We start from the raw sequence: 11,913 nt of genomic DNA, 5'->3' as shown, positions 1-11,913 counted from the left end.
GATCCCATACTCCAATGGTTCCCATGCTGACTAAATACACATGCTTAAAACCCTCGCGGTGGCCAATTACCGCTCGATCAACAAATTGGTGGTGCCCCTGGACCGGCTGAACCTGGTGACAGGGCCCAATGGCAGCGGCAAGTCCAACCTGTATCGCGCCCTGCGCCTGCTGGCCGAAACTGCCCAGGGCGGGGTGATCAATGCGCTGGCCCGCGAAGGCGGGCTGGATTCCACATTCTGGGCCGGGCCGGAAAACATCAGCCGGCGCATGCGCAATGGCGAAGTACCGGTGGAGGCCGTGGTCGCCCAAGGCGTCAAACGCTTGCGCCTGGGCTTTGCCGGGGAGGACTTCAGCTACGCCATCTCCCTGGGCATGCCCATCCCGGTTCCCGGCAGCGAGTTCAAACTGGACCCGGAGATTAAAAAGGAATGTATCTGGGCCGGCCCTCTCTATCGCCCGGCCAGCCTGCTGGTTCAGCGCTCGGGACCGATGGTACGCGCCCGTGATGGCCGCGCCTGGGACGTGCTGGCCCAACACACGCCCAACTATCACAGCCTGTTCGATCAGGTCGGCAGCCTGCGCGGTTCGCCGGAAGTGTTGCTGCTGCGCGAAAGCATCCGTGGCTGGCGCTTTTATGATCACTTTCGCAGCGATGTGGATGCGCCGGTACGCCAGCCGCAATTAGGCACGCGCACGCCGGTGCTGCATCACGACGGTCGGGATTTGGCGGCCGCGTTACAGACGATTCGCGAAGTGGGCGATGTCGAGGCGTTGCAGCACGCGGTCAGTGATGCCTTCCCCGGCGCACGGTTGCATATCGAACCGTTGCAGGGCGGACGCTTTGCCATTGAGTTCTATCAGGAAGGCTTACTGCGCCCGTTGTCGGCGGCGGAGCTGTCGGACGGCACCCTGCGTTACCTGCTGCTGATCGCAGCACTGCTGACCCCACGCCCGCCGACCATGATGGTGCTGAACGAGCCGGAGACCAGCCTGCATCCCGACCTGTTGCCGGCACTGGCGCGCTTGATTATCCAGGCGTCGAAGCAGTGCCAGGTGTGGGTGGTGAGCCATGCCAGCCGCTTGATTGCAGCGTTGCAGCAGGATGAGGGGTGTAACTCGATTGTGTTGGAGAAGGTGATGGGGGAAACGCGAATTGTAGGGCAGGGCATTTTGGATGCGCCGGCGTGGCATTGGCCGGAGTAGGAGCGAGCTTGCTCGCGAAAAACGTCAACGATAACGCAGCGCTATCTGGTAGCCCGCGTTGCCTGTGCGTTCTTCGCGAGCAAGCTCGCTCCTACAAGGACGGGGTGATCAATCAGCCCTGCCACTTACCGCCTTCGACAATCACACTCTCAGGCTTGGTGTCATCGCTCAGTTCTTTTCGCACATATTGGTCATAAAGCTTGAGCAGAAACTTCTCCTCGCCCAACTTCGCCAGCTCGGCATTCACCCAGTCACGCAGCTCGGTATTGCCCTTCTTCACCGCCGGGGCAATCGGCGCTTCATCACCCAGCTTCTCTTCCAGCACGCGGTAACCCGGGTTCTGCTTGGCCCAACTGAACAGCACCAGGTTGTCTTGCGCATAGGCATCCCCACGGCCAGCCGACAACGCCTGCAGCGACTCGGAGTTCTTCTCGAACTTGAGCAGCTTCCAGTCCGGATGGTTCTTGGTCAGCCAGATATCCGCCGTGGTGCCGGTGGTGACGATGGTCGTGCGGGTTGCCAGGTCATCCAGGCTTTTGACGGCGCTGTCATTCGGCACCAGAGCCTGCACCGCGACTTTCAGGTTGGGGTTGGTGAAGTCCACCGCGTCCTTGCGTTCAGGCGTCACGGTCATGTTGGCGAGAATCAGGTCGACCTTGTCGCTTTGCAGGAACGGAATGCGGCTGGCCGGTTCCACGGCGACAAATTCCACCTTGTTTTCGTCGCCCAACAGGTCCTTGGCGAATTGACGGCCGATGTCGGTATCGAAGCCGACATAACGACCCGCTTCGTCCACAAAACCGAATGGCGGCTTGTCGGTAAACACGCCGACAATCAGCTTGTCCCGCGCTTTGATTTTGTCGATGTAGCTCACAGCCGCGGGTTTTACCGGCTCTTCGGCCTTTTTATCGCAGCCGGCCAGCAAGGCGACGGCAAACAGTGGCAGCAGTAACTTTTTCATATCAGCTCCAGTTCCTTGATCTTTTTGGGCAGTGTTGAAACAAAGGAGAACTTCTCCAGGAACTGCTGCGCGCGCGCGGTCTGCGGGTTCGTAAAGAATGCCTCGGGGGTGTTGTGTTCGAGGATGCGACCGGCCTCCATGAACACCACGCGGTCGGCGACGGCGCGGGCGAAGGCCATTTCGTGGGTAACGATCAGCAGGGTCATGCCATCGCGGGCCAGGTCCTGGATCACTTCCAGCACTTCCTTGACCATCTCCGGGTCGAGGGCCGCGGTGACTTCGTCAAACAGCATGACCTGGGGGTTCATGCACAACGAGCGGACGATGGCGATGCGTTGCTGCTGGCCGCCGGAAAGCTGGCGTGGGAAGGCGTCGCGCTTGTCGGCAAGGCCCACGCGCTCCAGCAATTTTTCCGCCTGCTCACGGGCCTCCCGGGGGTCGCGCTTTTGCACTTTGAGCGGGCCGAGCAGGATGTTGTCGAGCACGCTCATGTGCGGGAACAGGTGGTAGCTCTGGAACACCATGCCGATGTCCTGGCGTACCTGGCGCCAGTCGGTGGTTTTATCCAGCAGCTCTTTGCCGGCGAACCGCAGACTGCCGCTGTGTGCCACTTCCAACCCGTTCAAACAACGCAGCAAGGTGCTTTTGCCACAGCCGCTGGGGCCGAGGATCACCACCACTTCGCCGCGTTGCACGCTCAGGTCGATACCCTTGAGCACCTGCGCCTCGCCGAAGAATTTGTTGAAACCCTGGAACTCGATCAATACGCTCATGCTTGGGCCCAGCGCCGTTCCAGCACCTTGGAGGCGGCTGACAACGGGTAGCAGATAAAGAAGAAAAACAGGAACAGCGCACCGTAGATCAATACCGACTCATAGGTGCGCTCGATGATTTGCTGGCCGACCTTGATCACATCCACCACGCCGATCAGCACCGCCAGGGAGCTGGTCTTGATGATGCGCGTGTACACATTGATGGTCGGCGGCGTCATGCGCTTGAGGGCCTGGGGCAGCAGTACATAGCCGTACAACTGTGGGCCGGACAGGCCAATCGACAAGCCCGCTTCGCGCTGGCCACGGGGCAGCGAATGCAACGCGCCACGCACCACTTCGCCCACCTCGCTGACGCCCCACAACGACAGCACCAGCACCGCGCACCAGAAACTGGGGATGCTCAGGCCGAAGAAGATCGGCACGCCAAAAAACAGCAGGTACAACCACACCAGTACCGGAATGGCGCGGAACAGTTCCAGGTAGACCCGCAGCACGCCGTTGATCGCTTTGTTATTCAAAGTGCGCAGCACGCCGTAGAGCACGCCGCCAACCGTACTGAAGGCGATGCTCAAAAACGAAATCGACAGGGTTTGCGCAGCGCCCTTGCCCAGTTGCGGCAACGACACCCAGAGCAACTCAAGACCCGAACTGGCCATGCTGGAGCCTCCTTTCCAGGCGGCTGAGCAACAGCGACAACGGCAGGAACAACAGCACGCAAATCAGCGTCAGCACAGCGAGCATTTCGTAGGTCTTGTAGTAGAGGGCGATGTAGCTCTTGGTGGTGTAGAGAATTTCCGGCACCGCCACGGCGGAAACCACCGTAGTTTCCTTGAGCAGAAAGATGAAATTGGCGAACAGCGCCGGCAGGCTGAGGATGCCGGCCTGGGGCAGGATCACATGGCGCAACAGCTGCCAATCGGACAGGCCAATGGACTTGCCCGACTCGATTTGCGCCAGCGGCACCGCTTCCACACCAGCGCGCAGCACCTCGGTGAGATAGGCGCCGCCCAGAAAGGTCATGGTGATGATCGCCGCCCAGAACCCGGAAATATTGAAACCCAGGGCCGGCAGCGCGAAGTAGACGAAGAACAGTTGGATCAACAGCGGCGTGTTACGCGCCAGCTCCACATAGAGCGCCACCAGGCGCGACAGGTAAGGCGTGCGAAACACCAGCAGCGCAGCGTTGATCAGCGCCACCAGCAAGGACGTGGCAATGGCGATCAGGCCGACTTGCAGCGTCACACCCACGGCCTTGAGAAACGCCGGCAGGGTGCTGAGGATAAAAGCGAAATCGAAGGTCATGTGCAGTCCATATCGCCGCATGGGTAATGCCGCGAGCGCAGTCCGTGCCGACGTGGATAACGTCAGCTAGCGCGAACTTTAAAGGTATAAAAATCAAAATTTAAATACCAAAATAGCATATTGATATCACCCAAAAACCTAACCCCTGCGGGAGCTGTCGATCATTCCCACGCTCTGCGTGGGAATGCAGCCCAGGACGCTCTGCGTCCGCTCTAAAGTCGTGACGCAGAGCGTCACAGGAGACGTTCCCACGCGGAGCGTGGGAACGAGCAATCGCACAGTTTTGACTGTATTTCAGATAAAAAAACGCCGACGCTGTAGTAGCCGTCGGCGTTGAAACCTTGAAGGGGGTTTTGGCTTACATCAGAACGCTGGCACCACCGCGCCGTTGTACTTCTTCTCGATGAAAGCTTTGACTTCCGGGCTGGTCAGGGCCTTGGCCAACTTCTGGATAGCATCGCTGTCCTTGTTGTCCGGGCGGGCCACCAGGAAGTTTACGTAAGGTGATTTGGCGTCTTCGATGATCAACGCGTCCTTGGCCGGGTTCAGGCCAGCTTCCAGGGCGTAGTTGGTGTTGATCAGGTCGAGGTCAACCTGGTCCAGCACCCGTGGCAGCAGGGCCGATTCCAGCTCTTTGAACTTCAGGTTCTTCGGGTTGCTGGCGATGTCTTTCGGCGTGGCCAGGGCGTTGGTCGGGTCTTTGAGGGTGATCACACCGGCCTTTTGCAGCAGCAACAGGGCGCGGCCGCTGTTGGAGCCTTCGTTCGGAATCGCCACGGTGGCGCCATCTTTCAGATCTTCGATTTTCTTGATCTTTTTCGAGTAGCCGCCGAAGGGTTCAACGTGCACGCCCACCACGGTAATCAGATTGGTGCCTTTACCCTTGTTGAAGTTTTCTAGGTACGGCAGGGTCTGGAAATAGTTGGCATCCAGGCGTTTCTCAGCGACTTGCACGTTTGGCTGTACGTAGTCGGTAAAGACTTTGATCTGCAGGTCCACACCTTCCTTAGCCAGGGTCGGCTTGATCAGCTCGAGGATTTCGGCGTGGGGAATCGGCGTAGCAGCCACCACCAGTTTCTCGCTGGCCTGGGCAAAGCCAGCAGTCAGGGCAGCCGCCAGAGCGGTAAACAACAGAACCTTTTTCATGCAATGTCCTTCTAACGACCGTTTTTATGTGAGGTGCCAGCGAAGTGCTATCGCGGCGTGGAAAGGACAATACCTAGATTTTTTATTCCCGAACAATATCTTTTATTCACGTTGATATTCCATTTTGCTCATACAGGATTTTACGCACCGATTCCTGCTCGGCCGGGCTGGCGCTGGCCAAAATTCGTCGCACTTGCTCCAGCGGCGAACCCGCCGCTGGCAAGTTCAAATGCTCGGGCAAGATTTCATCGCCGCTGCTCACCAGCAAGGCAAAGTGAATGACGTTTTCCAGTTCGCGGGTGTTACCCGGCCAAGTGTGGTGTTCCAGCACCTGCTGGGCGGCGTCGCTGATCAGTGGCACCGGCAGGTCCAGGCGCTGGCTGTAGATGCCGAGGAAATATTCGGCCAGGGACAAGATATCCCCCACCCGCTCGCGCAACGCCGGCAGGTCCAACCGGCCCTCACTCAAATAATGGAACAGACGCTCGTGAAACTTGCCCACGGCCACGGCCTGGGCCAGGTCGATGCTGGTGGCGGCCACCAGGCGCACATCCACCGGGCTGGGCTGTTGGGCACCGACACGGGTGACTTCGTGGTTCTCCAGGGCCGCGAGCAATTTCACCTGGATCGGCAGCGGCAAGTCACCAATTTCATCCAGATACAAGGTGCCGCCATTGGCCGAGCCAAACCAGCCCGCGCGGCTGCTCGCCGCGCCACTGTGACTGCCGGCGGCATAGCCAAACAACTCGGCATCGGCATAGGTGGGGCTGATGGCGCCACAGTTGACCGGGACAAACAGGCCTGTACGGTCACTGCCACGGTGGATGTGCCGCGCCAGCAACTCTTTACCGCTGCCGGTTTCTCCTCGAATCAATACGGGTAAGGCGCGCGGCGCAAGGCTTTCCAACTCTTCACGCAGTTGGCGTGAGCGTGGGTCGACGAACACCAGCGCCTTGGCGCGAATGCTCAACGGGCTTTTTTCAGCATCTGGAAAGGTCAGCAGCGGCTGGCCGAAGGTTTCATGCAGACTCATGGCAGGCTCCCGCCCCAATCCACACAGGGACGGGGCGTTGAAAAATATTAGGCGCTGCGCCGAGCGTGGTGCTCGAGGCGATGTTGCAGGCGATAGAGGTAAGCAAACCCTTGCTCCCAGCGCCGGTGGCCGGACTTCACATTGATATGCCCGGCGCCCGACAAGATGCCGGCTTCGGCGCCCCACTGACGCGCCAGTTCCAGAGCCCTGGGGGCGCTTACGGCACTGTCGTTGTCGGAGCTGACCACCTGGCTGGGAAATGGCAGCAGGTCAGTTGGAATAGGGGCGAAATTGCGCAGTGCAGGGGCACACGCAGGACGCTCGACATCCGCCGGTGCCACCAGCAATGCGCCGCGTACCTGCCGCAAGAAGTGCACGGGGGCAGTGGCGGCCCAGTGGGCCACGGTGATGCAACCCAGGCTATGAGCGATCAGGATGACCGGCGTGCTGTCGGCAGCGATGGCCTCGGCCAGTGCGGCGACCCAATCCTCGCGACGCGGCGTCAGCCAATCGGCCTGTTCCACCCGTGCGCTGTTGGGCAAGCTGTTTTGCCAATGGGTTTGCCAATGATCTTCTGGCGATCCTTGCCAGCCCGGCACGATCAGATAACGAATCGACTCGCTGTGCATGGGTGTGCCCTCCTGCAGCGTTTAACGTTGCTGGTCAGTATAGGGTGAGGCTCACGCACAAATAAGGAATAAAAAAGAATTTATTAATAACCAAAAGGAATTTGCACCCTTTTCAGAACTTGCTTTTACCAAGCCCTTCATTAAAACCGGCCATTGCGCCCCTGCCACCGCGGCGCAATGACCGAGCCAACCTCAGCGAGAATGATGCATAGAGTGTTCCGAGCCGATAGCAACTCCGAGCTTATGATTCATCGCCATATAATAATCACGCACTTGTGTAAGTTTTTCCGCATACGCTTGCGGAAGTAAAATACGCGCATTCATCAGATCCGTCAGTTCCTCAACTTCTGAAAAAAATCCATACTCTTTTTGCGCCAATACATCACCAAACATTCTCGGCCCAGTGATCTCGAAAATTTTCTTTTCATACTCGTTATAAATTTGCCGCTCTGCGGCTGTCGAGTTTTCCTTCAGAAAGGGACGATTAGCGTTTAGCCATTCTTCGTTTGCCTTGTATCGCTCATACGCCGTCTCCAGAATCTCGTCAAATACAGGGTTGTCTGGATGACTGGCAAAATTACTGGTGTTGAAGCCATTGAAGTCCGTAGGTTCGTAAGTAACCGGCACGTTCATCAAGATATCATTAGGCGTGGCTTTCAATGTGACCTCGCCCACATTAAAGGTCAGCGCATCATCCGTATCCAGATAGATGCCACCGTACTTTTTCATTAGCACAGCGCGCATGACGTCCGATGACGCCGCTAAATTCTGCCCACGCCCTGAACGGAAAAACTGATACATCTCGCCGTATTGACCTGCATTCAGAGCCTGAAAACTTTCATCGGCCTTTAAATCATGAACTTCAAGCCCGCCCACTTTATGATCCAACGCTGAATGTATTTTCTGAAAAGTATCCGCGTCATTGGCATCAACGTGAACAATCGATTTATACCCGGGGCTTTTCCGGGAATTTTCCATAATATTATTGAGTAGATTTTCCGGCATTTCATTGCCGGCCCAAAAATAGTGGATCACTTTCGGCACGTCTGTAGCACCGGACGGCAGTACCGGCATTCTCGGTAGTTTCAGTACTTTGGTTGTCATCGAAGCAGGCGCATTTTTACTGGCCTCAATCGCTTCGGCTTGAGTGCCACCCAGCCACCGTCCCTGACCTTTACGCCAATAAAAGATGTCGTTCACCTGACCATTGGCTTGGAGCCCGCGCCAAAGACCCGCTTCGACGTCATACGTAACTTTGGTGCCGTATTGACCGACATAAACCATATAGTCTTTCCCGATCATGCGCCTCACGTCATCCATGGGAACCCTGACCTCCTCAAGGATCACTGGAGGTGAGACGGGCCCCATCGGGTATCCGATATGCCCATTGACACGTTGTGGTGGCCTGAAGAATGGGCGCGCTTGTTCAGTCACTTGGGTGGGTGTGCGGGTTGCAGCATCAACCCCTGCTGCAACGCCACCGCCGGACACCCTCTCTGTCAGCGCTTTCGCCAGTGGTGCCCCCGCGTGAGTGGCCAACGGCGGTACGGCGTTCAACACGCCAAACACAATGCGGTCGGAAGCCGTTGCTTTTCCCTGGACGGCGTCATCAATACCGATACCTGTCTGGGCAGCACCGGCGGCGAGGAAGAAAACATCCAGCCCTATAGCGACTTCGGGCATCACCAGCGCCAGCGGCGTCATGAACATAGCGACCTTGGTAGCCTCTTCCACGACATGCAGCACCTGGTTCTTGGTGTAGTCCCCGTCACTGACAATCGCATTGTCGGCGTCCGAATAGGACCGTGCTTTTTGCCGAACCTTGACCGCTTCGAAAGGATCGCCGTGCAACTGCTCAACAGCGATGAAACGATCCGGCACCCAACCGTTGAGGCTCGCAAGGAAAGCATTGCCTGATGCCTGCGCATCGGACCAGTTTCCCATCCCTTGCAGGGTCTGACGTACGCCGTCTGAAAACGTTCTGTCAGCTTGATCCTTGAGGGAAAAGTGCGTCAACAAGGACGCGCGCTTTACGGGGTCCGAGGCTTGCCCGGCCAGCCACGTTGTCATTTGCTGCGGATTATCGAAGCGATGTATTGGCGAGGAGTTGCCAGGGATGTAAAGCAACGTCAACTGGGTTTTCCGATCGGTCACACACATCAAGTCGGTCGACTCAAACCCATTGATGCTCAGCAGCCCGATGTCCAGATCCGGGTCCTTCACGGCAGGCCCTTCAAAATCCTGGACCGTCAGCTTGGACCAATCCTTTTGCGCAACAGGCCCCAACGCTCGCTGAGCGAGTGCCGTCTCGGCAGGGCCAAGGCTCCCTTCCAGGCGCTGCAGATTGATGGCTTTGACAAACGAGATTTTACTCAATGCCGTATAAGATTCGCTGTGCTTGTCCCAAAACCCATCAAGGGTCTTCTTATACAGTTGGGTCCGGTCTGTATCCCAGACTAATGCCTTGAAGTCATCCACCGGTATGGAAACGCGGGTGTCGTCGTTATAGGGGGCATCGCCCGGCGCACTGGGCTCCCGATAAATACCTTGTCGAGTGTTTGCTTCCTGCACCCAACCGTCAATCTGGTTGTAAATATATATCGCTGGCGAAAAGTACTTGCCAATCTTTACGAACCAGCTTTCATCTTTCTTAATTGTTACATCTTGCCTGTTTTTCAATGCCGCTTGTGTCAGGGTGATTTTTTCTACCACCTCTTTTTCATCCTCACTGTCATCTTTAAATGTCACCAGATAGGTTTTATCTGGATCAATATCCACACCCCATTGCTGCTTTATCTTTGCAGATAAAATAGTGGAAATTTCTTTTTCGGGCGTTACAAAGTCGGCGGTTTGCTTGCTGATATAAGATTCTAAACGAGCATTTTTTTGAATGCCGAGTTGCTCCCACTTCCTGGCGTAGGGCTTGCTTCAGCGCCCTGCAGTAAACTCTGTTTTCTCTTATAGTCAGCCAGCGTGGGCAAAATACAGGCTGATGGATGTCTCAGGCCGGCCATACGATCGTTCGAAGATGCCATTACCGCAGGCTTTTCTTCAGGCTTTTCAACCGTTAAATTGGGATTAACGAACGTATTCACGACTCGGACAGGAACGCGTATAGACATGCAATTACTCCATTAATTAAATCACTCTATGCGCCGACCAGAATAAGCATGCAGCCGAGAATTGCACGCTCGGATACATGTAAATTCTTTTCCTGTGCAACATCTGTAAACATGCAATGCTTAGATAAAAAAAGGGCCGCACCCTGCCAAGGAAAGCGGCCCAAAAACTGTCGAGACTTTTTGAAACTAACGTGCAGTGATCACCGACAACTTGGTGATGCCCGCACGCTCAATCGACGCCATGGCTCGTGCCACTTCGCCGTAGTTCACTCCATCGTCAGCCTGCAGTTGCACCCGCACATCGGGGTCCTTGGCCTTCGCCGCCTGCAGGTTGAACTCCAGCAGATCCGGCTGGATTTCGTCCTTGTTGATAAACAATTTGCCGGCGCCGTCGATGCTCACCACCAATGGATCCTTCTGCTCAACCGGTGCCACGGCCTGGGTCTTGGGCAGGTTGATCGGGATCGAGTTGGTCAACAGCGGCGCGGTGACGATAAACACCACCAGCAGCACCAGCATCACGTCCACCAGCGGCGTGACGTTGATCTCGCTCAGCACCTCATCACTGTCTTGCGTGGAGAAGGCCATGTCAGGACGCCTCCTTCACTTTCTGCGGGCTGCCGGCGCCGGCCTTGGTCAGCGCCGGGTGCAGCAGCACGCGGAACGCGTTTTTCTGCGCCAGGCTGTAGAAGTCGTGGGCAAAGTCATCCAGGTCTGCCGCCGTCAGCTTCAGGCGGCGCAAAAAGTAGTTGTAGACCAGCACCGCAGGCACCGCGACGGCGATCCCCACGCCGGTCGCCACCAGTGCCGCGCCGATGGGCCCGGCCACGGTTTCCAGGCTGGCGGACCCGGCAGCACTGATCCCCTTCAGCGCTTCCATGATCCCCCACACGGTGCCAAACAGGCCGATAAACGGCGAGGTGCTGCCGATACTGGCGACTACAGCCAGACCGGTTTCCAGGGAGCGACGTTCACGCACGATTTGCTGGCGCAGCGCGCGTTCGAGGCGATCCTGGTGATTGATCGCCTGGCTCAAATCCGCAGCGTGGGTGGTATCGCCCACCTGGATCGCGGCATAACCGGCCTGGGCTACACGGGCGGCGGCGCCAGGCTGGGTTTCGGCGAGTTCGGCGGCCGAGTCGAGGCTCGATGCCGCCCAGAACTGTTTGTGAAACTTGCGATCCTGGGCCTTGAGGCGACCGAACTGCACGCCCTTGAGCAAGGCCAGGCCCCAAGTGGCGACCGAAAAGGCCACCAGCAGCCAGATCACCGTGCTTTCGATGGATTCAAGTGGAGATGCCAATGCCATGATGTTTTCCCTCTGCGCCGCTGAATAATTAATGAATCTTGAAATCGATGGGCACGCTCACCCAGCCGTTCTGGGCCACATCGCCCTGCTTGGCAGGCACGAAACTCCAGCGCTTCACCGCCGCCAATGCCGCGTCATCCAACTGCTGGCGACCACTGCTTTTTTGCACCTGGATCTCACCCGGTTTACCGCTGGCCAGCACCTGCACCCGCAGCAACACCGTGCCTTCCCAACCGCGACGCTGAGCCAGTGACGGGTATTCCGGCGCCGGGTTTTTCAGGTACGCGGCGTTGGCCGAAGCAGGCGTCACCGGCGCTGGCGCCGCAGGTGCGGGCGGTGCAGGTGGCGCTGGCGTCGGTGGTGCAGGTGGCTGCTCGACGGCCTTGGGGGCCGGCTTGGGCTCAGGTTTAGGCACGGGCTTGGGCTTGGGTTTT

The 11,913-nt window shown here is 57.5% G+C and carries 13 protein-coding genes; 1 reads left to right on the top strand and 12 read right to left on the bottom strand.

The features are described 5' to 3' along the window. The first annotated feature begins 40 nt into the window (after window positions 1-40). Window positions 41-1,204: an AAA family ATPase gene (locus GIV26_RS11085; protein WP_034125474.1), complete on the top strand. Its 1,164-nt coding sequence runs from the start codon at window positions 41-43 to the stop codon at window positions 1,202-1,204. Between the two features lie 112 nt (window positions 1,205-1,316). Here the strand turns inward: GIV26_RS11085 and GIV26_RS11080 are convergent, their stop codons facing one another. The 12 genes from GIV26_RS11080 to GIV26_RS11025 form a co-directional block, all read right to left on the bottom strand. After that, on the bottom strand, window positions 1,317-2,165 hold the full coding sequence (locus GIV26_RS11080; protein WP_034125473.1) for a transporter substrate-binding domain-containing protein: 849 nt from the start codon (window positions 2,163-2,165) through the stop codon (window positions 1,317-1,319). After that, entirely contained in the window at window positions 2,162-2,938 is a 777-nt protein-coding gene (locus GIV26_RS11075; RefSeq protein WP_236280495.1) for an amino acid ABC transporter ATP-binding protein, read from the bottom strand. Before GIV26_RS11075 ends, GIV26_RS11080 begins: the two co-directional genes overlap by 4 nt. Beyond that, window positions 2,935-3,594 (bottom strand): amino acid ABC transporter permease, encoded by a 660-nt coding sequence (locus GIV26_RS11070; RefSeq protein ID WP_060764940.1) that lies wholly within the window; start codon window positions 3,592-3,594, stop codon window positions 2,935-2,937. Before GIV26_RS11070 ends, GIV26_RS11075 begins: the two co-directional genes overlap by 4 nt. Further along, complete coding sequence (locus GIV26_RS11065) at window positions 3,575-4,240, bottom strand: amino acid ABC transporter permease (protein ID WP_003187615.1); 666 nt, start codon at window positions 4,238-4,240, stop codon at window positions 3,575-3,577. Before GIV26_RS11065 ends, GIV26_RS11070 begins: the two co-directional genes overlap by 20 nt. A gap of 363 nt (window positions 4,241-4,603) precedes the next feature. Then, window positions 4,604-5,386 carry a MetQ/NlpA family ABC transporter substrate-binding protein gene (locus GIV26_RS11060; protein WP_034125470.1) on the bottom strand — a complete coding sequence of 261 codons (783 nt, stop codon included), beginning with the start codon at window positions 5,384-5,386 and terminating at the stop codon, window positions 4,604-4,606. Between the two features lie 106 nt (window positions 5,387-5,492). Further along, window positions 5,493-6,419 carry a sigma 54-interacting transcriptional regulator gene (locus tag GIV26_RS11055; RefSeq protein WP_236280492.1) on the bottom strand — a complete coding sequence of 309 codons (927 nt, stop codon included), beginning with the start codon at window positions 6,417-6,419 and terminating at the stop codon, window positions 5,493-5,495. Window positions 6,420-6,466: 47 nt separating this feature from the next. Beyond that, on the bottom strand, window positions 6,467-7,048 hold the full coding sequence (locus tag GIV26_RS11050) for an alpha/beta hydrolase (protein WP_034125468.1): 582 nt from the start codon (window positions 7,046-7,048) through the stop codon (window positions 6,467-6,469). Between the two features lie 192 nt (window positions 7,049-7,240). Next, entirely contained in the window at window positions 7,241-9,826 is a 2,586-nt protein-coding gene (locus GIV26_RS27220) for a glycosyltransferase family 32 protein (protein ID WP_236280489.1), read from the bottom strand. 92 nt (window positions 9,827-9,918) lie between these two features. Further along, on the bottom strand, window positions 9,919-10,170 hold the full coding sequence (locus GIV26_RS11040) for a hypothetical protein (protein WP_236280486.1): 252 nt from the start codon (window positions 10,168-10,170) through the stop codon (window positions 9,919-9,921). A 186-nt stretch (window positions 10,171-10,356) separates the two neighbouring features. Then, window positions 10,357-10,758 (bottom strand): ExbD/TolR family protein, encoded by a 402-nt coding sequence (locus tag GIV26_RS11035; protein ID WP_034125467.1) that lies wholly within the window; start codon window positions 10,756-10,758, stop codon window positions 10,357-10,359. A 1-nt stretch (window position 10,759) separates the two neighbouring features. After that, window positions 10,760-11,482: a MotA/TolQ/ExbB proton channel family protein gene (locus GIV26_RS11030; protein WP_087149534.1), complete on the bottom strand. Its 723-nt coding sequence runs from the start codon at window positions 11,480-11,482 to the stop codon at window positions 10,760-10,762. Between the two features lie 25 nt (window positions 11,483-11,507). After that, window positions 11,508-11,913, bottom strand: a 406-nt coding sequence (locus tag GIV26_RS11025) for an energy transducer TonB (RefSeq protein WP_236280483.1), incomplete at its 5' end; no start/stop codon positions are given.

It is taken from the genome of Pseudomonas sp. PA-1-3F (assembly GCF_021609665.1).
Lineage (GTDB): Bacteria > Pseudomonadota > Gammaproteobacteria > Pseudomonadales > Pseudomonadaceae > Aquipseudomonas > Aquipseudomonas paracarnis.
The sequence above is the reverse complement of the archived record's forward strand: the minus strand, read 5'-3'. Positions and strand labels throughout refer to the sequence as shown.

Bases quoted from the DNA above. Each gene is read 5' to 3' on its own strand.
- GIV26_RS11085 (WP_034125474.1), top strand. From the start codon at position 41: ATGCTTAAAACCCTCGCGGTGGCCAATTACCGCTCGATCAACAAATTG.
- GIV26_RS11080 (WP_034125473.1), bottom strand. From the start codon at position 2,165: ATGAAAAAGTTACTGCTGCCACTGTTTGCCGTCGCCTTGCTGGCCGGC.
- GIV26_RS11075 (WP_236280495.1), bottom strand. From the start codon at position 2,938: ATGAGCGTATTGATCGAGTTCCAGGGTTTCAACAAATTCTTCGGCGAG.
- GIV26_RS11070 (WP_060764940.1), bottom strand. From the start codon at position 3,594: ATGGCCAGTTCGGGTCTTGAGTTGCTCTGGGTGTCGTTGCCGCAACTG.
- GIV26_RS11065 (WP_003187615.1), bottom strand. From the start codon at position 4,240: ATGACCTTCGATTTCGCTTTTATCCTCAGCACCCTGCCGGCGTTTCTC.
- GIV26_RS11060 (WP_034125470.1), bottom strand. From the start codon at position 5,386: ATGAAAAAGGTTCTGTTGTTTACCGCTCTGGCGGCTGCCCTGACTGCT.
- GIV26_RS11055 (WP_236280492.1), bottom strand. From the start codon at position 6,419: ATGAGTCTGCATGAAACCTTCGGCCAGCCGCTGCTGACCTTTCCAGAT.
- GIV26_RS11050 (WP_034125468.1), bottom strand. From the start codon at position 7,048: ATGCACAGCGAGTCGATTCGTTATCTGATCGTGCCGGGCTGGCAAGGA.
- GIV26_RS11040 (WP_236280486.1), bottom strand. From the start codon at position 10,170: ATGTCTATACGCGTTCCTGTCCGAGTCGTGAATACGTTCGTTAATCCC.
- GIV26_RS11035 (WP_034125467.1), bottom strand. From the start codon at position 10,758: ATGGCCTTCTCCACGCAAGACAGTGATGAGGTGCTGAGCGAGATCAAC.